The 22267-nt window shown below is 37.1% G+C and carries 26 protein-coding genes; 24 read left to right on the forward strand and 2 right to left on the reverse strand.

Annotated elements, in window-relative coordinates:
- The first annotated feature begins 59 nt into the window (after positions 1–59).
- The 12 genes from yajC to trxA all read left to right on the forward strand — a co-directional run bounded on the left by yajC (position 60) and on the right by trxA (position 11634).
- Positions 60–437: a preprotein translocase subunit YajC gene (yajC, locus tag AC6UDE_RS05820; protein ID WP_500696884.1), complete on the forward strand. Its 378-nt coding sequence runs from the start codon at positions 60–62 to the stop codon at positions 435–437.
- A 73-nt stretch (positions 438–510) separates the two neighbouring features.
- Positions 511–1632: a DNA polymerase IV gene (dinB, locus tag AC6UDE_RS05825; protein WP_500694390.1), complete on the forward strand. Its 1122-nt coding sequence runs from the start codon at positions 511–513 to the stop codon at positions 1630–1632.
- 55 nt (positions 1633–1687) lie between these two features.
- Entirely contained in the window at positions 1688–2644 is a 957-nt protein-coding gene (locus AC6UDE_RS05830; protein WP_500696089.1) for a DHH family phosphoesterase, read from the forward strand.
- A complete protein-coding gene (locus tag AC6UDE_RS05835) occupies positions 2644–4005 on the forward strand; it encodes a DEAD/DEAH box helicase (protein ID WP_500696885.1) in 1362 nt (453 codons plus the stop codon). The genes AC6UDE_RS05830 and AC6UDE_RS05835 overlap by 1 nt, the downstream gene beginning before the upstream one ends.
- A gap of 260 nt (positions 4006–4265) precedes the next feature.
- Positions 4266–6917 carry an alanine--tRNA ligase gene (gene alaS, locus AC6UDE_RS05840; protein ID WP_500696886.1) on the forward strand — a complete coding sequence of 884 codons (2652 nt, stop codon included), beginning with the start codon at positions 4266–4268 and terminating at the stop codon, positions 6915–6917.
- A gap of 57 nt (positions 6918–6974) precedes the next feature.
- The gene (locus tag AC6UDE_RS05845) at positions 6975–7253 is read left to right on the forward strand and encodes an IreB family regulatory phosphoprotein (RefSeq protein ID WP_500694394.1); all 279 of its coding nucleotides are present in this window, start codon (positions 6975–6977) and stop codon (positions 7251–7253) included.
- 8 nt (positions 7254–7261) lie between these two features.
- The gene (gene ruvX / locus AC6UDE_RS05850) at positions 7262–7687 is read left to right on the forward strand and encodes a Holliday junction resolvase RuvX (RefSeq protein WP_500694427.1); all 426 of its coding nucleotides are present in this window, start codon (positions 7262–7264) and stop codon (positions 7685–7687) included.
- A 19-nt stretch (positions 7688–7706) separates the two neighbouring features.
- On the forward strand, positions 7707–8015 hold the full coding sequence (locus tag AC6UDE_RS05855) for a DUF1292 domain-containing protein (protein ID WP_500694395.1): 309 nt from the start codon (positions 7707–7709) through the stop codon (positions 8013–8015).
- A 96-nt stretch (positions 8016–8111) separates the two neighbouring features.
- Positions 8112–8366, forward strand: coding sequence for a cell division protein ZapA (locus tag AC6UDE_RS05860; protein ID WP_500694396.1), 255 nt, complete (start codon positions 8112–8114; stop codon positions 8364–8366).
- Positions 8366–8860, forward strand: a complete 495-nt coding sequence (locus AC6UDE_RS05865) for a CvpA family protein (RefSeq protein ID WP_500696887.1) — start codon at positions 8366–8368, stop codon at positions 8858–8860. The genes AC6UDE_RS05860 and AC6UDE_RS05865 overlap by 1 nt, the downstream gene beginning before the upstream one ends.
- A 14-nt stretch (positions 8861–8874) precedes the next feature.
- Positions 8875–11235 carry an endonuclease MutS2 gene (locus AC6UDE_RS05870; protein ID WP_500696888.1) on the forward strand — a complete coding sequence of 787 codons (2361 nt, stop codon included), beginning with the start codon at positions 8875–8877 and terminating at the stop codon, positions 11233–11235.
- Positions 11236–11313: 78 nt separating this feature from the next.
- Positions 11314–11634, forward strand: coding sequence for a thioredoxin (trxA, locus tag AC6UDE_RS05875; protein ID WP_500696889.1), 321 nt, complete (start codon positions 11314–11316; stop codon positions 11632–11634).
- A gap of 24 nt (positions 11635–11658) precedes the next feature.
- On the opposite strand, the gene AC6UDE_RS05880 is transcribed toward trxA, so the two are convergent.
- A complete protein-coding gene (locus AC6UDE_RS05880; RefSeq protein ID WP_500694400.1) occupies positions 11659–12129 on the reverse strand; it encodes a YslB family protein in 471 nt (156 codons plus the stop codon).
- 136 nt (positions 12130–12265) lie between these two features.
- Between AC6UDE_RS05880 and murI the strand changes: the two genes are divergently transcribed.
- Entirely contained in the window at positions 12266–13075 is an 810-nt protein-coding gene (gene murI, locus AC6UDE_RS05885) for a glutamate racemase (RefSeq protein ID WP_500696890.1), read from the forward strand.
- Positions 13075–13665 carry an XTP/dITP diphosphatase gene (locus tag AC6UDE_RS05890; protein WP_500696891.1) on the forward strand — a complete coding sequence of 197 codons (591 nt, stop codon included), beginning with the start codon at positions 13075–13077 and terminating at the stop codon, positions 13663–13665. The genes murI and AC6UDE_RS05890 overlap by 1 nt, the downstream gene beginning before the upstream one ends.
- A gap of 35 nt (positions 13666–13700) precedes the next feature.
- On the opposite strand, the gene AC6UDE_RS05895 is transcribed toward AC6UDE_RS05890, so the two are convergent.
- Positions 13701–14684, reverse strand: coding sequence for a mechanosensitive ion channel family protein (locus tag AC6UDE_RS05895; RefSeq protein WP_500694403.1), 984 nt, complete (start codon positions 14682–14684; stop codon positions 13701–13703).
- Positions 14685–14823: 139 nt separating this feature from the next.
- Here AC6UDE_RS05895 and AC6UDE_RS05900 point away from each other — a divergent pair, with 139 nt between their 5' ends.
- From AC6UDE_RS05900 to AC6UDE_RS05945, 10 genes are all read left to right on the forward strand, one after another.
- A complete protein-coding gene (locus AC6UDE_RS05900) occupies positions 14824–15240 on the forward strand; it encodes a DUF948 domain-containing protein (protein WP_500694404.1) in 417 nt (138 codons plus the stop codon).
- Between the two features lie 14 nt (positions 15241–15254).
- On the forward strand, positions 15255–15707 hold the full coding sequence (locus AC6UDE_RS05905; RefSeq protein ID WP_500694405.1) for a YtxH domain-containing protein: 453 nt from the start codon (positions 15255–15257) through the stop codon (positions 15705–15707).
- Positions 15708–15843: 136 nt separating this feature from the next.
- Entirely contained in the window at positions 15844–16845 is a 1002-nt protein-coding gene (gene ccpA / locus AC6UDE_RS05910; RefSeq protein WP_500694406.1) for a catabolite control protein A, read from the forward strand.
- Positions 16846–16921: 76 nt separating this feature from the next.
- Positions 16922–17656: a YebC/PmpR family DNA-binding transcriptional regulator gene (locus AC6UDE_RS05915; RefSeq protein ID WP_500694428.1), complete on the forward strand. Its 735-nt coding sequence runs from the start codon at positions 16922–16924 to the stop codon at positions 17654–17656.
- An 80-nt stretch (positions 17657–17736) separates the two neighbouring features.
- On the forward strand, positions 17737–18708 hold the full coding sequence (gene comGA, locus AC6UDE_RS05920) for a competence type IV pilus ATPase ComGA (protein ID WP_500696892.1): 972 nt from the start codon (positions 17737–17739) through the stop codon (positions 18706–18708).
- A complete protein-coding gene (locus AC6UDE_RS05925; RefSeq protein WP_500696893.1) occupies positions 18674–19696 on the forward strand; it encodes a type II secretion system F family protein in 1023 nt (340 codons plus the stop codon). The genes comGA and AC6UDE_RS05925 overlap by 35 nt, the downstream gene beginning before the upstream one ends.
- Complete coding sequence (comGC, locus tag AC6UDE_RS05930) at positions 19696–19992, forward strand: competence type IV pilus major pilin ComGC (protein WP_500696102.1); 297 nt, start codon at positions 19696–19698, stop codon at positions 19990–19992. Before AC6UDE_RS05925 ends, comGC begins: the two co-directional genes overlap by 1 nt.
- Positions 19976–20422, forward strand: a complete 447-nt coding sequence (locus tag AC6UDE_RS05935; RefSeq protein ID WP_500696894.1) for a prepilin-type N-terminal cleavage/methylation domain-containing protein — start codon at positions 19976–19978, stop codon at positions 20420–20422. The genes comGC and AC6UDE_RS05935 overlap by 17 nt, the downstream gene beginning before the upstream one ends.
- Positions 20423–20568: 146 nt before the next feature.
- Entirely contained in the window at positions 20569–20997 is a 429-nt protein-coding gene (locus tag AC6UDE_RS05940) for a competence type IV pilus minor pilin ComGF (RefSeq protein ID WP_500696895.1), read from the forward strand.
- Positions 20998–21258: 261 nt separating this feature from the next.
- Entirely contained in the window at positions 21259–22251 is a 993-nt protein-coding gene (locus AC6UDE_RS05945; protein WP_500696906.1) for a class I SAM-dependent methyltransferase, read from the forward strand.
- The last annotated feature ends 16 nt before the right edge of the window (positions 22252–22267 follow it).

The raw sequence follows: 22267 nt of genomic DNA on the forward strand, positions 1-22267 counted from the left end.
ATTGGAAATTTTATCGACAATTTGGTAAGCTATTGTTAAATAAAGAATGAGGTGAAAACATGCAGAACATATCACAATATGCTGGAATTATTGTATTAATTCTTTTGTTCGTTTTAATGTATTTTATGATGATCAGACCACAAAAGAAGCAACAACAAAAGCATCAAAACACTTTGAAGAACTTGCGTAAGGGTGATCATGTGGTTACCATTGGCAGACTTCATGGAATTGTTGATCAAATTAATAATGAAAAGCGAACGGTTACTTTAGACTGTGATGGTCTTTATTTAGTATTTGACCTCAACGCGATTGCAAGTGCAAGTCGTCCAGGAGAAGATAGTGCTTCAGATGATTCAAAAAAGAAGGATATTTCCAAAAAGGACGAATCAGAAAAAGCATCTGATGTAAGTAATAATTCAAATGATGACAACGCTTAATAAGAGGGTCGGGTGAGTCCGATCTTTTTTATTGGATGAACAAGAACGTACGTTTGGGACAGAAGGTGAACTTTTGGAAGAATCAATTCAAATCAATCATTCACGCCGGATTTTGCATGTTGATATGGATGCTTTTTTTGCCTCAATTGAGCAACGTGAGCATCCTGAATTTGTTGATCAACCACTCATTATTTCTAAAGATCCAAGGACGACTGGTGGTCGTGGAGTAGTGACCACTGCTAATTACCCAGCTAGAAAGTTTGGCGTTCATTCAGCAATGCCTGCTAGTAAAGCACTTGAACTTTGTCCTAAGGGAATTTTTAAGGCACCCGAATTTGAATTGTATCGAAGCGTCTCGCATCAAATTCATGCGATTTTTCATGAATATACTGACAGAATTGAAACCGTTGCGCTTGATGAGGCTTACCTTGACATCTCAGATAACAAAAAGGGAATTGATAATCCGGTACTGATTGCTCATTTGATTCAAAGTGAAATATGGGAAAAGACTCATCTAACTTCTTCCACCGGGATTTCTTACAATAAGTTTTTAGCCAAGGAGGCTTCTGATTACCGGAAGCCTGCTGGGGTTTCTGTGATCGATGTGGAAGATAGTCACGAATTTTTGATGAAACTTCCCATTGAACGTTATCGGGGTGTTGGGAAAAAGACGCTTCAAAAAATGCAACGATTAAACATCCAAAATGGTTATGATTTATACCAACAATCAGAGATGGATCTTATCAAGAATTTTGGTAAGTTTGGTTATTTTTTGTATCGTCGAGTTCGCGGATCCGATGATCGACCGGTTGAGTATCAAAGAGAGCGCAAATCAATTGGAAAAGAAAGAACTTATGGTCCTGAGTTAAAAAGCCGACAGGAAGTGGAATCACAACTCCATAAGATTTCTGAGATGGTGGAGCAGTCATTAAATCAGCATGAGAAACATGGAAAAGTTTTAGTCTTAAAGGTCAGGTACAGTGACTTTACTACGTTAACCAAAAGAGTTTCGTGGAATGATTTTATGGAAAACGATGCCCGTCTTTTTTATGATTTGGCAATGGAGCTTTTTGATTTGCTTCCTGATGCCACTAATGGCGTTAGATTGTTGGGAATAACACTTACTAGTCTCTCAGACTTAGGGTTTCAAAACGTTAAGCTTCCCTTGTATTCAGATCCTCACTTTGAATTATAGTGTTTGTGGGTTATACTTAACTGTTAAATAATTAAGATTATTAGAGGCTATTTTAATGAATACAAAGCAGCAAATTAACGAAAAAATCAAGGAATATCCGACGATTATTATTCACAGACATCAGAGTCCTGATCCAGATGCGGTTGGTTCTCAAATTGGGTTGGCTAGCATTATTAAAGCATCTTATCCGAATAAAAAGGTTTTGACCGTTGGAAAACAGTATCCAGGCTTTGATTGGTTAGGAAAAGTTACGAAAGCAAGTGACGATGATTACAAGAATGCCTTAGTGATTGTGGTTGATACTGCTAACCAGCCGCGAGTTGATGATGATCGTTATACAAAGGGAAAATATTTAATTAAAATTGATCATCATCCAAATGACGATCAATTTGGGGATTTGATGTGGGTTGAACCAGAAGCATCAAGTACTTCCGAATTAATTTATGATTTATTTGCTGCTAATGATGATTTAAAGATGACAGATGATGCAGCTCGTTTATTGTATGCTGGAATCATCGGAGATACCGGTAGGTTTAAGTATTCATCGACTTCATCGCATACGTTTGAAGTGGCAGGAAAATTAGACCAGTACGATTTTTCGATTACCGACGTGGCCCAAATTGAAGATGAAATTGATACTGCCCAAGCCCGTTTGGCTGCTTATGTATACAATAATTTGAAAATTGACGACAATGGGGCTGCATATGTAGTTTTGACTAATGAAGTAATTAAGGACCTCAACTTAGGTGATGATAGTACGTCATCAGTGGTTCCGTTGCCTGGTAATATTGGCACTGTGGTTTCTTGGGCGATTTTTGTCCAACAAAAAGAAGGAAATTATCGCATTCGATTGCGTTCTAAAGGACCATCCATTAACGAATTGGCTAAAGAACACAACGGTGGTGGTCATGCGCTTGCAAGTGGAGCTAAAGCTGCTGATGAGGATGAGATTACACAAGTTGTTAAGCAGCTAGGAGAAATTGTGAAACAGTACAAAAAGGAGAACAATTAATGGGAGCTTCATTTAAAGATTATCATTTTCAACCCTTCATTAGTGATGCCATTCAGGACCTGGGATTTCATAATCCTACTCCAATTCAAACTAAGGTAATTCCAACCATTAAACATGGAAAAAGTGTGATTGGTAAGTCTGCTACTGGTAGTGGAAAAACTCATGCCTTTCTTTTGCCCATTTTTGATGGTTTAGATCTTAATAAAGAAGATGTTCAGGTTGTCATTACAACCCCCAGTAGGGAATTAGCATATCAAATTTATGACAATGCAAAACAAATTGCTAAATTCTCTGATAAAACCATTCACATTGGAAATTATGTCGGAGGAACTGATAAGGAACGCCAAGTTTCAAAGCTTGAGCATGAACAACCTCAGGTAGTGATTGGCACTCCGGGTCGCATCTGGGATCTTGTTAAAAATGGTGATCTTGAAATCCATCGTGCTCGTCAACTAGTAATTGATGAAGCCGATATGACTCTAGACTTGGGTTTTTTAGATACAATTGACAAGATTTCTTCTAAAATGGCCGAGGATTTACAGATGATGGTGTTTTCTGCCACTGTTCCACCAAAGTTAAGGCCATTTCTAAAAAAGTACATGAAAAATCCGGTCATGGATGATATTCCCACCAAAACGGTTATCAATCAGGATGTTTCTAACTGGTTGATTTCGACTAAAGGAAAAGATAAAAATGATTTAATTTATCAGCTGATCACGATGGGTGAGCCGTATTTGGTACTTATTTTTGCGAATACGCGTGAGCGGGTAGATGAGATCTATGATTATCTAAAACAACGTGGATTAAAAGTTGCTGAAATCCATGGAGGAATGCAACCGCGAGTTAGAAAGCGGGTTATGAAGCAGATTCAAAACCTTGATTATCAATTCGTGGTGGCGTCTGATCTAGCGGCCCGTGGAATTGATATTTCAGGAGTTTCTCATGTTATTAATGATGATATTCCAACTGATCTAGAATATTTTATTCACCGAGTTGGAAGAACCGGTCGAAATGGAATGAAAGGGACTGCCATCAATCTATATGCACCAGGTGAAGAACAAAAGATCTCTGAATTGGAGAAAATGGGGATTAAATTTACTCCTAAAGAAATTAAACATGGAGAAGTAGTTGATACTTATGATAGAAGACGGCGAGCTAAACGTCGTGAGCCCCAAAATAAATTGGATCCTACTATGATTGGTTTGATTAAGAAAAAGAAGAAAAACGTTAAACCTGGATACAAAAAAAAGATTCGCCGTGCTATTAAGCAAAAAAGTGATGAAGATCGTAAAATTGAGATCAGAAATCAAATTCGAGCCCGCAAGAAGCAAAAAAAGCGTAGCTCGCAGCGTTATCAGTAAGAGTCTAATTGACAGTAGTTTATTTTCTGGATATAATTTAAATTAGTTGGATATGTCAAATTAGTGAAGTACTACAGGAAGGTTTGAAAAATGAAAACAGACCGTACTTAGTTATTTTGATGCTACCAAACAGTAGATCGTTTCCCACGTTATAGGGACTAAAGAGGTAATGACAACATCGTTGCAAGTAAAGTGGTACCGCGTCCCGGCGTCTTTGCTAGCAAGGGTGTTTTTTATTTTTTATTATTATGGAGGATATCATGAAAAAGCTCAGCAGTAGTCAAGTTCGTCAAATGTTTCTTGATTTTTTCAAAGAGAAGGGTCATACCGTGGAACCAAGTGCCTCACTAGTCCCAAAGGATGATCCCACTTTACTTTGGATTAATTCTGGGGTTGCCACCATGAAAAAGTATTTTGATGGTTCAGAAGTTCCAAGTAATCCACGATTAACTAGTTCGCAGAAGAGTATTAGAACTAATGATATTGAGAACGTTGGTAAAACGGCAAGACACCAAACTCTGTTTGAGATGCTTGGTAATTTTTCGGTTGGTGATTATTTTAAAAAAGAAGTCATTCCATGGGCATATGAGTTATTGACTAGTCCGAAGTGGTTTGGATGGGATCCAAATAATTTATACGTCACCGTTTATCCTGATGACAAAGAAACAAAGGAATTATGGGAAAAGGTTGGGATTGCGCCTGATCATATTGTTGAAGCAAAGGACAATTTTTGGGACATTGGTCAAGGTCCCTCAGGTCCTGATTCGGAAATTTTTTATGATCGAGGTGAAAAGTACGATAACTTGGCACCTGATGATCCCGAAAATTATCCTGGCGGTGAAAACGAACGATATTTGGAAGTTTGGAATATTGTGTTTTCTCAGTTTAATCACACGCCTGAAGGAACCTATGAGCCACTTCCAAGAAAAAACATTGATACTGGAATGGGACTTGAACGGGTTGTATCAATTTTCCAAGATGCACCAACGAACTTTGAAACCGATTTATTTATGCCAATTATCAAGAAAACTGAGGAATTAAGTGATGGTAAGAAGTATGATGGTAATCGGAAAGATGACATCCCCTTTAAGGTCATTGCTGATCACATTCGGGCAATTACCTTTGCCATTGGTGATGGGGCCCTTCCCTCAAATGAAGGACGAGGTTATGTCATTAGACGCCTGATTAGACGGGCAACTGTTAATGGACACGAATTAGGTATTAATGATGCCTTTTTGTATAAACTAGTTCCCGTTGTTGGTCAAATCATGCAATCTTATTACCCCAATGTTCTTGAACAGAGTGATTATATTAAAAAGATTGTTAAAAATGAGGAAGAGCGTTTTAACACCACGCTAAGCGATGGCTTGCAACTGCTTAATAACCTTATTTCTGAGACTAAGACCAATTCTAAAAAAGAAATTTCTGGTAAAGATGCCTTTAAACTCTACGATACTTATGGTTTTCCCCTTGAACTTACCGAGGAATATGCTGGTAATGAAGGGGTTAAAGTGGATGAAACCGGTTTTGATGTTGAAATGCAAAAGCAACAAGACCGGGCTAGAAACGCTCGTGGGTCGAAGAAATCGATGAAAGTTCAACGAGATTTGTTACTTGATATTAAAACTCCTAGTGAATACGTGGGATACGATCGACTAACCGTTGATGCTGCTAAACTTAATGATATTATTTTTGATGAAAAGCTGGCAAATCAGATCACGCCGGACCAAAAAGAAGCTGAATTAATTTTCGATAAAACACCATTCTATGCTGAAATGGGTGGTCAAGTAGCCGATAGTGGTAAGATTTATAACCAAAATGGTGACGAAGTGGCTGAAGTTGAGGATGTCCAAAAAGCTCCAAATGGTCAAAATCTTCATACTGTTAAAATTACCGGTGATATGAAGAAAGGTGAGAAGTACAAGTTAGTTGTTGACCGCGATTTCCATGATCGGGTTGAGAATAACCATACGGCAACTCATCTATTAGATCAGTCACTAAGAAATGTTCTTGGTGGTCATACGCAACAAGCTGGCTCACTAGTTCGTCCTGATTATCTTCGTTTTGACTTTACCCATTTCGGTCAAGTCACTGACGCTGAACTGCAAAAAGTTGAGAACATGGTTAATCAAAAGATTTTTGCTGCCATTCCCGTTCAAACCGTTGTGACCGACCAAAAAACCGGAAAAGAAATGGGCGCTATTGCACTTTTTGACGCAAAGTATGGTGATGAAGTTCGAGTAGTAAAGATTGATGATTTTTCAATTGAGTTTTGTGGTGGCGATCATGTTAAAAATACCAGTCAGTTGGGATTATTTAAGATTGTCTCTGAGACCGGAGTTGGATCTGGAGTCAGAAGAATTGAAGCTGTTACCTCTAAAGATGCTTTTAATCTTTTAAATGATGAGGAACGAATGTTAAAGGAAATTGGAAAGACAGTTAAGTCACCAACAACCGATGAAATTCCCGGCCGTATTAAACAATTACAAGGTCAAATTAAGGATTTGGAAAGTCGACAAGAATCACTTGAAACTAAGCTAGCTAACCAGGAAGCCGTAGACATTTTTGATGATGTTCAGGACGTTAACGGAGTCACTTTGATTGCAGGACACTTAAAAAATGCTAATATGAGTCAACTAAGAGAATTAGCTGATACCTGGAGAGATAAAAACGCTTCAGACGTTCTTGTTCTTGGGACTGGTACTGATGACAAAGCTAATTTATTAGTTGCAGTTAGTGAGGATCAAGTGAAGGCTGGAATTAAAGCTGGTGATTTAATTAAATCAATTTCTAAAAATATCAGCGGTGGCGGAGGGGGTCGTCCTAACATGGCCCAAGCTGGTGGTAAAAATCCAGCTGGTATTGATGATGCTTTAAAAGCTGCCAAGACCTGGATTAAGGAACATAAGTAATAGTTGTTATTTGAAAATTAGTCGTGTATTATCTTTTTTGTAGGGGAGGGATCTATGATGGAGCACAAACAAGAAAACATTTCATTATTTAAAGACAAGTCGAATCTAGATATTCATAAGACGCTGGCGACTGTTTACCAAGCCTTAATTGAAAAGGGATATGATCCTTATGTTCAATTAGTTGGTTATTTAACATCTGGCGATCCAGCATATCTTCCAAAATTGAATAATGCGCGGACGCTAATGTGTCATTACGATCGAGAAGAAATAATTGATGTGCTTTTACATTCATATTTGAAGGGTAGAACACCATCAATGGATGGGACGTCAGATTAGTGAGATTAATGGGATTAGATGTTGGATCGAGAACCGTTGGTGTAGCCATGAGCGATGCTTTAGGGTGGACATCTCAAGGAATCGAAATCGTTAAAATCAACGAAGATGAAAAAGAGTTTGGGTTAAAACGAATGAAGGAATTAATCCAGAAATATGATGTCAAAGGCGTTGTCATTGGACTACCTAAGAATATGAATAATACTTCTGGTCCAAGAGTAGAAGCTTCGAAAAATTATGGGGATTTGATAAAGAAAAATTTTAATCTGCCAGTTGATTTTGAAGATGAACGACTCACCACTGTTGAAGCTGAACGAATGCTGATTGAACAAGCTGATGTTTCAAGAGCAAAACGAAAAAAAGTTATTGATAAGGTTGCGGCTGAATTGATTTTACAGAGTTACCTTGATCGTAAGGGTAAGTTATGTAATTTCTAATTAGAAAAGAGGAACTAATATGAGTAAAGAAAACGAGAACAACCAACAAGAACAAGTTACGCTTGTCGATGAAGATGGAAAAGAAAGTTTGTATAATATTTTATTTACCTTCTCATCTGATGATTACAATCGTTCCTATATTTTTATTTATCCAGCAACAGATGATGATAACGATGAAGTAGATATTGAGGCTTATGCATTGCCAAAGGATGATGATCCTGCTAATCCAAGTGGTGGAGAATTAGAACCAATTGAAGATGACAATGAGTGGGAAATGGTTCAAGAAATGCTTGATACATTCCTGCAATCAGGACAAGATCAAAAATAATTAAATAATTAAGTGATGCTGGAAATCCAGCATCCTTTTTTTAATTAATTTAAATGATTTTCATGATAAAATGGAAGCATTGCGGGAGGTTTTACTTTGGCTGGTAAAAATAGATTTAAAACTAAAATTGGTGGGAAGGAATATACTTTTATTGGGGATGCTTCAGATGAACACATGGAGACAACTGCGCGTATCTTAAACAATCAGTTGGCACAGTTAAAAAACATCTCCAAGGGTGTAAGTGATGAAGATGCTGCCATTTTAATTGCGTTTAATGCAATTTCTGATCAATTAAAAAAACAATTAGAACTTGATAAGATTAACAATAAAGCGGAGGATGACGAAGACTAATGTTATTTACAATTATCATCATAATTATACTAATCTTTTCGATTGTCCATGGTTATCATCGTGGCCTGGTAAATGAGTTATTCAGCTTTATTAGTTATTTGATTGCTGCAATAATTGCGTTTGTTTATGTGATTCCGGTTGCTGATTTTTTAAGAACCGTCTCTAATATGATTTTAGCGACCCATGCTTACAGCAATACTGGCTTCTGGCGGGGACTATCATTTTTGGTAACTTTTGTAGTAGTGGCGGTTATTTTAAGATGGGTTTCACATCTATTGAATCGAATTGTTTCTTTGCCAGTGTTAAGACAACTGAATTCACTCTTGGGTGCGGTTGTTGGCGTAATCATTAGTTTGTTAGTGATAATGTTAATACTTGATGGATTATTATTGACTAACAATAATTGGGTAAATACTGAATATCAAAATTCAACCGTCTCACAGATGATCACGATGAATTCTCCACACTTATTTAATCAAATGATAAATCGGTAAAATGGGATGAAAAAATGAACGAAAAAGTACTTGATACATTAGAATATAACAGAGTGAAGCAGTTGCTGGGTCAATTTCTAACTACTGAAAATGGATCAAGAGAATTAAAACAATTGAGGCCAAGTAGTGATTATGATGTAGTCTCTCACTCATTGGATGAGTCAGATGACGGCTCACATATTTATCGCCTAAACAAAATGATCCCAGTTCCTAGGTTAAATGACATTACTCCATACGTGAAACGATTAGCGGTTAATGCCGATTTAAACGGTACTGAGTTGGCTCAAGTTAGTGCGGTTTTACTTGCAAGTGTGCGGGTTAAAACTTTCTTTGATAATTTAGCGGATGATAAAATTGATTTGAACGTTTTGTACGATGAAGCCAAGAACTTTAATGATCTTCCGGAAGTTTCAAAACGACTTGAGACGTCAATTGACGAAGATGGACGAGTGTTAGATTCGGCATCTAATCAGTTGCGTTCCATTAGAAGAGAAATCGCACGCTTAGAAGCTAACATCAAAACTACCATGAATAAGTTTATCCATGGCAAACAATCGAAATATTTGAGTGAGCCAATCATCACGGTTCGAGATGGTCGTTATGTTATTCCAGTTAAGGCAGAAGACAAACAAAAATTTGGTGGAATCGTTCATGATCAAAGTACAAGTGGATTGACTTTGTACATTGAACCTCAAAGTGTAGTCTCATCTAATAACGATCTGAGAAGATCACAACTAGATGAGCGCAAAGAGATTCATAAAATTTTGGGTGAATTATCCGACATGATTAGACCTTATCAAGAGGAACTCATGGAAAATGCTTCTAAATTAGGCCATTTTGACTTGATCAATGCTAAAGCCAAGTTTGCAGATCAGATGAATGCAACTAAGCCAAGTGTTTCAAGGGATAATCATGTTAATTTAAAAAATGTCAGGCATCCGTTAATTGACCAGCAAAAGGTTGTTGGAAATGATATTTCAATTGGATCTGATTTTCGCCAAATTATTATTACTGGTCCGAACACGGGTGGTAAGACGATTACCATCAAAACGCTTGGGATAAACCAGTTAATGGCCCAATCTGGGATTTTTGTAATGGCAAATGAGGGTAGTCAGATTGGTGTTTTTGACAATGTGTTTGCTGACATTGGGGATGAACAGTCGATTGAGGCTAATCTTAGTACCTTCTCGTCTCATATGGATAATTTGATTGACATTTTAAAACACATTACTAAGAGAAGCTTAATTTTAATTGATGAACTAGGTGCTGGAACGGATCCTAAAGAAGGAGCGGCATTAGCTATGTCGATTCTAGATAAAATCAGTGAATCAGGTAGTGAAGTGTTGGCTACCACTCATTACCCAGAACTGAAAGTTTATGGATACAATCGGCCAGAAACGATCAACGCCTCAATGGAATTTGATGAGAAGACCCTTGAGCCAACCTATCGACTATTGATGGGGGTTCCAGGACAAAGTAATGCTTTAAACATTGCTAAGCGACTGGGATTGGATGAGTCGATCATTTCTGAAGCTAGTTCACTAATGGATTCTAATAGTCAAGATATCAATAAAATGATTAAGCAACTAACAAAACAGACCAAAGCTGCCGATGAACGTGCCCGTAAACTCAAGGTGGAACTGGCAGATAATGAACAATTGCACGCTAGGTTAGAAGAGCAACTCACTAAGTTTAATAATAATAAAGATACGATGGTTAATGATGCCAAGCGTCAGGCCAATCAAATTGTTTCAAAAACAAGACGAGAAGCTAACGAAATTATTAATCATCTTCATCACCTTCAACGTCAAAGTAAACAATCAGTCAAAGAAAATGAATTAATTGATGCTAAGGGAAAGATCAATTCTCTTGAGCAGCATCCAGAACTTAAACATAATCGTGTTTTGAGACGAGAAAAAGCAAAGCATAACTTTAAAGAGGGTGATGACGTACTGGTTAAGTCTTATGGGCAAAGGGGTGTTCTGCTTAATAAGATTGGTAGAGATAATTGGGAAGTGCAACTTGGAATTTTAAAGATGAAAGTTTCCGAGTCTGACCTTGAAAAGGTTCAAAAAGAGACTTCAAAGCCGAAAAAGCACACGCCTAGTGTGCGGCGAACGCGTTCAAGTGGGATTTCACCAACCCTTGATTTACGTGGTGAAAGATATGAATCAGCCATGCAGCAACTAGATCGTTACATTGATTCCGCTCTTTTGGCTGGTTATCCGTCCGTTACCATTATTCATGGGAAAGGAACCGGAGCTCTACGTAAGGGAGTCATAAATTATCTAAAACGCAATCGTCGCGTTAAGGAATTTGGTTTTTCACCAGCAAATGCTGGTGGGGACGGCTCAACTGTCGTCAAGTTTAAGTAGATTGTATGCAACTTAGTTGCATTTGAATCAATACGTGTTTATACTTACTCATAGTAAGAAGTTAAGGAGGCAAATGTTATGGTTAATGAAACTAATGATGCAAACTTTAAAGAAGACACTACCGATGGGATCTCAGTTGTTGATTTTTGGGCACCATGGTGTGGTCCATGTAAGATGCAATCACCAGTAGTTGAAGACTTGTCTGAGGATCCTGAGGTAGCAGATAAGGTTAAATTCTTTAAAATGAATGTTGATGATAATCCAAACACTTCACGTGAATTTGGGATTATGAGTATTCCAACTTTGATGGTGCTTAAGGATGGCAAGGTTATCGACCAAATTGTCGGCTTTCATTCAAAGGATCAGTTAAAGAAATTGTTGTCTGCATATACAGCATAAAAAAAGAGCCAAATGGCTCTTTTTTTATTTTGCGATGATAATTGGTTTAAAATCACTAGGATTGTTGACCGGAGCATTGGGATCAGAAACAACTATAAAGTTCACACTGTTTAATTTAATGGTTGCTTCGCATTCGGTTGCGATTTGATCGATCTGCTGTTTCGTTTGTGCTAAAAAGCCAGCTTCAAGCATAAAATCGGGATCCTTGTTCAGCTTTAATCTGGTTTCGACTTCTGGTCCAGCTAATTTCCAGTTGATTTTTTTGAGACTTTCCTTTTTAAGTTCTAGATTACCAAACTGACTTTGTTTAAAGAATACTTGAAGATCATCATTTGATGCTAGTGGGAACTTAGTGGCAAGATCCTTGCCAGCCCAGTATAAGATGTCGTGAATATCTTGATCCAACAAATCTGGTAAAAGACTATCTCTTAAAAGTTCGATTCCCCAAAAGGGTGAATCAGAATGTTCTTTGCGAAACTTTTCGTATTTATTCATATCAGAGTCCTCTTCCAAAAAGATACTTTACAAATAACATTTTATCATAGAACACCGTGAAATAAAGGAGAAAGGCAACTTGAACTAAATTTAAAAAAACGCCATAATTAGATTTGAAGTTAATAGGAGGGATAATATGAAATCATCACCAGTAGCTTATATGGATTCTGGAATTGGTGGAATGACAGTTGCAAAAGTGGCACTTTCAAAATTACCACATGAAAACATGATTTATCTTGGAGACGAAGCACGACTTCCTTACGGTGAAAAAACCGCAGATGAGGTTCGCAAGTACTCAGCTGAGATCGGGAGTTTTTTTGTTGATCAAGGTGCTAAGATGATGGTGATTGCTTGTAATACTGCCACGGCAGCAGCTCTTTCGTATTTAAGAAAGATCCTTCCAATTCCCGTGATTGGAGTTATTGAACCGGGAAGCTTAGCTGCAGTTAAGAAAACTAAAAATCAAAAAATTGGTGTGATTGCGACCAAGGGTACGGTTGCTAGTCACTCTTATCGAGATACAATTAAAGGCATTGATCCTAATATCACTGTGAAAGAAGTGGCGTGTCCGGATTTTATTCCGCTTGTTGAAAGTGGTGATTATCAAAGTTTGACCGCTAAAAAGACGATTATTGAAGGTTTGAAACCGTTTAAGGATAGTGGGATTGATACGTTAGTATTAGGTTGTACTCATTTTCCAATTATTGCGAGTTTAATTGCGGATGTAATGGGCCCCGATGTTACTTTGGTTAATCCTGGATACGAAACGGTTAATGCTGTTAAAAATGAATTAAAACAAAAGGGTGAATTAGCAAACGTGAAATCTCCTAGTGATCGTTTTTACACCACTGCCGATGTTGAAAGATTTGATAAAGTGGGTAAAAACTGGTTGCATACTGATATTGATGCCAAGTTGATTCCTGTTAAACAATTGGAGAGATACTGATGAAAAATAATAAAATTGTTCTTGCCTCAAAAAATCCTGGTAAAATCAATGAGTTTTCGGAGATGCTTTCAAAATTAGGCTTAACCGTGAAATCAATTAATGATTTTGAAGATGTTCCACCGATTGATGAGAATGGTTCAACCTTTGAAGAGAATGCAAGTATTAAAGCCAGGGTCGTCTCTGACTACTTAAATTTGCCGGTGTTAGCTGATGATTCAGGTTTGGTGGTTAATGCTTTAGGTGGAGCGCCCGGAGTTCACTCAGCGCGTTATGCTGGCAATCATAATGATGAGGCTAATAAAGCTAAATTGTTAAAGAACATGGCGGGTCAAAAGGATCGTTCCGCCCATTTTAATACAACACTGATTGTGAGAAGACCGGATGGTAAACAACTAGTGGTGGTGGGAAGAGTTAACGGTCAGATTGTAGAAACTCCAAAAGGGACAAATGGATTTGGTTATGATCCTCTCTTTTATCTTCCTGACGTTGGTAAAACTTTGGCGGAGTTAACGGACGCCCAAAAGAATCACTACAGTGCTCGTGGCAGTGCTTTGCGTAAGTTAACTAGTGTAATTGAAGATTGGTGGTAAAAAAGAGCCTATCACGATTAGTGATAGGCTCTTTTTTAGTTTGTGCTTTGTGGTGGTTCTGGCACCACTAAAGGTGAAAGTGGGAGATTAATTCCGGCCTTATTAATAGCAGTCAGGTATGCTCCTAGATATTCAGCGTTAACGTCGAATTCACGTTCATTCTTAGTGTGTAAGAAAACGGAGATTGCAAGCGAGCCATCTTGTAAGAAGTTAGTCCCGAAGATGACTGGTTTACCAACAATGTCAGGGTCATTGGGACACTTTTCTTCGTTAACTTTAGCAATGATATCTTCGACCTTGTGGATTGGGGTTTCAGGAGTAATTCGAATATTGATGATGGTCATCATTTCTCCACGGGAAAGGTTGGAAACGGTGGTGATGCTACGATTAGGGATGAAATTTAAAGTTCCATTGATACTTGTGATTTGAGTCGTGCGAAGTCCAACGGCTTTAACGTACCCCTCAATATTGTTAATAATAACGCGTTCCCCCACGTCGATTTGATGTTCAGCTAGGATAAAAAAGCCACTAACAATATCACTGACGAATCCTTGTGCTCCAAGTCCAATTGCTAAACTGAAGATTCCGGCTCCTGCGAGTAACGTTCCAACTGGGATTCCAATCATTGACAATAGGGAATATAACCAGAAGAAAACGACGGTGTAGTAGTAAATGTTGGTGGTAAGGGTGTACATCGTTTTATTTCGTCTGGCAGCAATGGGTTCTGACGTTCCGGTTATTTTTGGCAATTTATCTTGTTTTTGCGAGATATCATTTTGACGTTTGTTAAAATAGTGTTTAATAAATTTTCTTCCAATTCTTATTATAATTAAGAATAAAATTGAAACTAAGATAATGCTGATAATCTTGGTAGTAAGATTAGAGAATATTTTAGCCCAGTCAAAACTTCTAAAATACTTAGTTAAAAACGATGGATTTGCTACGTTTTCAACGGATCCTGATTTAAGGGCCGATGAAGCGTTAGCTCCGTTAGCCACTAATTGGATAAATATGTTCATAATGTCCTCCACTCCTAATTCTTCGATTATCAACATTTTAACAGAGACGAGACCCAAATAAAATTAAGCTTTTTAAATTGTCATATGGGTTAGATAATGCTATTCTAAATGGAGAAGAAGCCATTAGGAGGATAATTAAATGGGGATTGGTGAGTTAGCAGCGCTAATTGCTGCAATTGCTTTTTTAGTATTAGTTGTATTTTTATGCTTGTTTTTGGTCCGTTTATCAAAAACGGTTAAAGACTTAAGTGAAAATGTTGATAGTCTTACTAATGATGCAAATCATATTAGCAAAGAGTGTGAGCAGATTATGGTGATTTCAAATACATTGTTAAATAATGTTAACTCAAAGTTGGATCAAGTCGACCCAGTTTTTCAGGCTGCTGCTGATTTAGGTGTTAGTGTTTCAGATTTAAATGAAGCAACTAGAACTGCAACTGAAAAAGTTAGATCGAAGAGTGGTTTGTTAGCTAAGACTTCGGCTTTAACTTTTGCTGGTAAAATGATTGGTAGATTGTTCTCCAAACGCAACAAAAATTCTGAAGGAACAAATTAAGGGGTGGATTGGTTATGAATTTTAAAAAGGGAATGCTTTTAGGATCAGTAATCGGTGGAACTGCTGCATTTATAGCATACAAATTATTAGATGAATCGAGAAAGCGTGAGATCAAAGACTTTCTTCTTGATACCACTGAAGATGTTAAAGATCGTGCGCTAGATTACGTCTATTACGCAAATGATACTGCTGAAGACCTTAAGGATCTTGCTTCAGATAAGATGGATGATGCTAAAGACTCAGTGCAAAAAGTAAATGAATCACTGGGGGATAAGTTATCTGATTTGCAAGAGGCTGTTAATTCATTAAGGGCGAACGTTGAGGAACATCCTGCTCCTAGAAATGAATTAGATGATCTTGCTAAAGAAAAAGAATCTGATGACATTGTGATTGATCCTGATGATGCCTTTAGTGATCAAGATCGAGCAGAAACAATTTATCCAATTCACGAACATCACGAAAAGTAATTTATTTACCCAAATCGGACGGTAGTCCGGTTTTTTTTGCCTCAAAATGTAACCGATTTCACTTGAATGAGTTCTTTTACTTTGATATATTTATAATAATTAATGGTCTAGTAGTACATAATAGGAGAAACCAAATTTGAAAAAACAAAATGTGACAATTTATGATGTAGCTCGTGAAGCCAATGTTTCAATGGCAACTGTCTCAAGGGTAGTAAATGGGAATCAGAATGTGAAAGATGCTACCAAACAAAAGGTTTTGAGTGTCATTGATAAACTTGACTATCGACCTAACGCAGTTGCTAGGGGACTAGCAAGCAAAAAGTCAACGACGGTTGGAGTTATTATCCCCAATGTTACCAATACCTATTTTGCTTCGCTTGCACGCGGGATTGACGATATAGCAACGATGTATAAGTACAATATTATCTTGACTAATTCGGATGGGAACAATCAGCGTGAACTCACTTCAATGAATACATTGCAAGCCAAGCAAGTTGATGGAATTGTATTTATGGGAAATGAAATTTCTGATGAACTTCGGACTGAATTTAAAAAGTCACACGCCCCAGTTGTTTTGGCAGGTTCAGTTGATGCTAGTGGTAAGATTCCTAGTGTGAACATTGATTATCGCCAAGCCGTGTATTCCGAGGTTACCCATTTGATTAGTAACGGGAACGATCGTATTGCTTTTATCTCCGGACCCTTAAACCGATCGATTAATAAAGATTTCAGGTTAAAAGGGTATAAAGACGCGCTTTCAGATGCTGGAATTCCGTTTGAGAAAGCATTATTATTTGAGACCGATGTAAGCTATTCTGGTGGATATGCTTTAAGAGAGCAACTAAAAAAGAATGAAGTAACTGCGGCAATTGTTACCGATGATGATATGGCTGCTGGGGTGATGAACTCAATGACCGATGACGGTGTCAGTGTCCCCGGGGAATTTGAACTGGCCACTAGTAATGATACTAAACTGACTGAGATGACTAGACCAACTATGTCAACTATTACTCAGCCGCTTTATGATGTTGGAGCTGTTGCCATGCGACTCTTAACCAAGTTGATGAATAATGAAGAAATTGATGAAAACAAGGTCTTTTTACCCTTTGGATTAAAGAAGCGTGAATCGACCAAATAGAACTATGCTTGATACTAGGGCCACCAATTGATATAATTGTAGAGTTAATATGTTTAAAGAGAGAGGAGTTGTGATCATGTCAGGACATTCAAAGTGGCATAACATTCAAGGACGAAAGAACGCCCAAGATGCTAAGCGTGGAAAGATTTTCCAGAAGATCTCACGTAACTTATATCAAGCTGCAAAAGCTGGTGGAAGTGATCCCGAAGGAAATCCTCAATTAAGACTAGAAATGGAAAAAGCTCGTGAAGCAAACATGCCAAAAGATAACGTTCAACGAGCAATTGACAAGGCTTCAGGAGTTGGTGGAGCTAAATTTGAAGAAGTAACATATGAAGGTTATGGACCTGGTGGAACTGCCGTTATGGTTTCTGCTTTAACCGATAATAAAAACCGAACCGCTGCTGCTATTCGTTCAGCTTTCACTCACCATGGTGGTTCCCTTGGAACTGACGGATCGGTCTCATATATGTTTGACCGAAAGGGTCTTATTACGATTTCAAAGTCAGATACTGATGACGACGAGGATAGTATGTTGATGGCAGCGTTGGATGCTGGTGCTGATGATATGAAATCAACGGATGATGAGTATCAAATTCTTACTGATCCTGCTAGCATGGCTAGTGTTCGTGATGCATTACAAGATGCAGGATACAAATTGGATGCCGAAGTTAAGTTGATTCCACAGAATACGACAGAAGTTCCTTCAGATAAAGTTGAACAGTACAGTGGTCTAATTGATGAATTAGAAGATAACGACGATGTTCAAGATGTTTATGAAGCTGCTGTATTACCTAATCAAGCTAAATAATTAAATTAGTTTATAAAAGATGCAATCTTTAATTAGATTGCATCTTTTTTTCGTATTTAGTTATGAAGGATGTGATTAAAGTGAAAGTGACACAATGGTTGAACAATATTATGGAATTTGCAGTTCAACGACAAGCTTCGGATGTTTTTATTTTACCTAAGGAAAAAGACTATTGTATCAAGGTTCATACGGCCGTTCGGACGATTCAAATTACGGATTTGAGCAAAGACATGGCTAAAAAAGTCATTTCATATTGTAAATATCAAAGTGGGATGTCGGTTACGGATAATCGTAGGCCCCAATTAGGATCGATGGATTATGCAATCAAAGGTCAAAAATTACGTTTACGATTGTCATCGGTGGGTAATTTCAGTCAAGATGAATCAATGGTAATTAGGATTATCTATGACAGTAATCATGTCGATAGTGGCTTTTTTTATGCTGATCAAATTCAAAAGATCGAGTCTTCCTGTAAAAAACGTGGTTTACTTTTGTTTGCTGGTCCTACTGGTTCTGGTAAGACGACCACGATTTATCGAATCGTTAGAAGCATTAGTAAAAATCAGATCGTGATGACAATTGAAGATCCAGTCGAAATTTATGAAGAAAATTTTTTACAACTTGAGGTTAATGATCGGGCCCAAATGACTTACGCTGATTTACTTAAAGTGGGATTAAGACAACGTCCTGATGTTTTTATAATTGGTGAGATTCGTGATCATCAAACGGCCGAAGTGGCAATCTCAGCGGCTCTATCGGGACATTTAGTGCTAAGCACAGTTCATGCAAGGTCTCCTGAAGGAACAATTCAAAGATTGCTAGAGCTCGGACTTGATTATGAAAGAATCAAATCAGCTTTGAATTTAGTGGTGTATCAACGATTAATACCAACCGTTTCAAAGAAGACTAAGACTCTTATGACTATTAAAGATAAATTTGGTGATCATGCGCTATTAAAAGACGATATGAATGATTGGAAGAATCGAATTGATGAGCTTTCGAGGAAAGGAATAATTAGTGAAAAAGTTAAAGATGAATACTATTACGGGTAAATGTGTTTCCCTTAAACAACAGTCATTCTTGTTCTCAACCTTGGGAGACCTTTTATCGATGGGATTTTCTATCCAACAAAGCTTGAAGTTTATTAAAGTGGTGTCAACAAAAAATCAGAAAATAGTTACTAGGATCATGCAAAGTTTGGAGGACGGGAATTCGCTGCCAGAATCGATGAGATTCTTTTTGAGTGAATCAATTTATTACCAATTAGAAATTGCCGATAAACATGGAGATTTGATTAATGAGATGAAAGAGGTCGGGGAGTTCTTAAAGTTAAGAATTGCTCAAAATGAAAAGATTAAGGGAGTGGTAATTTATCCAGCATTTTTGTTTGTGGTCTTGTTTAGTATTATTTTTGCAGTTAAGTTTTTGATCATGCCCCAAACTGCTGATTTAACCGGTAAATCAGCTTCTAATGGAAGTCATTTTATTCAATATGTCGTTTATGGATTAATATTCATGGCGCTTGTGGCGGGAATTTTTGGTTATCAAAGTTTTAAAAATAAAAAGTGTATTGATCGAATTAATTTGTTGGTAAAGATCCCATTACTTGGTTCATTGTTTAAGTCATATTACCAATATTTTGTGACCTCCAACTTTGCGCTAATGATCAAAGGAGGATTGGACTTAAAACAAGTTGTTTTTAGTTTATTAAAATTTGATCATCAGAGTCTTCTATATGATGTTGGGAAGACCATGCAAGATGGTTTTAACAATGGACTTAGTTTTGGAGCAAGTTTAGCTCATTATTCCTTTGTTTCTGAGGAAATGATTGTGTTTCTATCAAATGGAAGTACTCAGTCTGAATTAGCCCAAAATTTAAAAGCTTTAAGTCAGCTCAGCTTTAAAGACATGATCAAAAAGTCGAATTTACTGATTAAGTTAATCCAGCCGATTTCATTTGCGGTGATCGGCATCCTAATTGTGGGTGCTTACTTGCAGATGTTACTGCCAATGTATAACTCAATGAAAGGAATTTACTAATGAAGAGAAAAGGATTCACACTAATTGAAATGACAATTGTCTTATTCATTATCTCGCTACTGGTTCTAATTATTATTCCGAACTTAAGCAATCAAAAGGATCACGCCAAAAAAATTCATGGATCGGCGATGGTGTCGGTTATTCAAACTCAAATCGATGCTTATGAAGACGAAAAGCATGACGGAAATGTAACCATTAACAAGTTAGTTAGAAGCCATTATTTAACGAGTAAGCAGGCTAAACAAGCTCAAGTGGAAAGAGTGGTCGTAGTAAAAAATCATGCCGTTCAAAGATAATCAAGAGGGTTTTACGTTAGTGGAAAGTCTCCTCGTTTTGTTTGTAACATCCCTTATTTTAGGGATCACCTTGGTTGCCGGAAACTATTTGGGATTTTTTGAGGGTAAAGAGGAACGCTTTTTTCAAACTTTAGATTCAGGGTGGAACGACGCGTTACTAGAGTCACAGAATAGTCATCATTCAACGGATGTATTGTTTTATCCAGATGATGAAGTGGTGTTTGCTAAGTGCGGCAAATCGAAACAAAAAGATAAGATAATTAGGATGCCAAAGGGATTAAGCGTTAAAAGTTACCATGATATTGAGATCAAAAGTGATGGATACGTTAAACCGCAAACAATTCGATGGTATTCGCAAAACCAAAAGAAAACGATTTTACAAAAAATTCAACTTGGATGGGGTGCATATCATCTTGAGACTATTAAATAAAATTAGACTTGGATTTACGTTGATTGACTCTTTAGTTGGTCTAATTCTGATTTGTAGTGGTGTGATCTTTTATTTAAACGTTAATGATTTTGAATATCATTGCTTAAGAAAAAGTCAGTATGAAACACATCAGGTTAGGATGAATTATGAACGTGCATTACTTAAAAAATATAAATGATCGAGCCGGCTTTTCGTTGATTGAGTCCATTTGTTCACTTTTGTTGGTCTCGTTAGCATTTAGCTTGATTATGATTACTAGTCAATTAATTCAAAAGGAAAAGTGGAGTGATAATCAGGGAACCTTTTATCGTTATCTTGATGTGATTGAGTCACCTGATTATCAGTTTAAGATGATTAAGGTCACTAAAGATGCCATTAAATTAAAGAGTAAGAAGGAAAATAAGGAATATATAATGGAACATTATCATGACATGGTTCGATTGCGTGGAGTAAATGGTGGACATATTCCAATCATATTAAACGTTAGTAAGGCATCTTGGTCATTACATCATCATATATTAACTAGTCAAATTAGAATTAATGGGGTCAATTATGAAGCCAAAAGTCACCTGTAAGAGAAGCGGGAGTTTAACGTTAGTTGCAATTTTGTTTTTAACTTTTTTGTCTGGAATAGTTGTTTATCGTTACCAAAAGATTAATTTTCAAATTCAAAATAATCATATTCGAACCGCAAAATATCAAAGACTAACGAAAGAATTGAATAATTCTAATAGATAAATGAGAAATCTTGAATAATATGCGTGAATTCTGGTAATATTAACCCTAGATATATAAGAAGAGGGGTTGATATTCTGTCTGAGAAAGAATCAATATCATTGTTTCAAGTTTTTGATCAATCCAGTAAAGTCTTGAGTCAGGCGTTAGGTACTTCGTATCTAGACGCTTTCATCGAAACCGCCGATAATATGATTGATAACAATACCGTTCGGGTCGAGGATGGTATTCCGAAATCCAACGTTGTTGATGAACTGACTAAGTTGTATCAAACGGTTGACTATAAAAAGATGGATAATGAATCGATTAGACGTGCTATTCAAATGGTTATGATCAAAGCTACTAAAGAAGATAAGATTCAGGCAAATCATCAAATAACTCCTGATACAATCGCTTACATCATGGGATACATAGTTACGCGGATTTATGAACACAAGTCTAGCGTGAGCATCCTTGATCCAGCAGTTGGAACTGGGAATTTACTTACAGCGGTCATGAATCAGCTACACGATTCACTTCATGATACTGTTAAGGGATATGGAATCGATAATGATGATTCAATGATTTCAATTGCTAGTATTAGTTCTGAAATGCAAGATTTGGATGTTGAACTAATTCAGCAGGATAGTATTGAACATCTGTTGGTTCCTAAGGTTGATTTAGTTGTCTCTGATCTCCCAGTTGGTTATTATCCAATTGATGAAAAGACAAAAGGTTATGCGACGCGGTCACAATCTGGTCATTCATATGTTCATCATTTATTGATTGAGCAGTCAATGAATTACTTAAAGCCTGCTGGATTTGGAGTGTTCCTAGTTCCAAGCAATCTTTTTGAAACGAGTGAAGCAAAGGGACTTTTGAAGTGGTTTCAAGATTCGGTTTATTTACAGGGAGCACTGAATTTACCCCAAGAGTTGTTTGGGGATAAAAGTGCTCAAAAAGCCATTTTAATTTTGCAGAATCGTGGTGGAGATAGTCACCAAGTTCAAAAAGTGATGTTAGGAGAGTTTCCTTCGTTTAAGGATACGACTGCCTTTCAAAAGTTCATGGCTGAGATTGTTGATTGGGAAGAAAACGATTTATTGAAGAAATAGTTGAAATTAAGGAGAT

Source organism: Fructilactobacillus sp. X2R5C3, assembly GCF_059901325.1.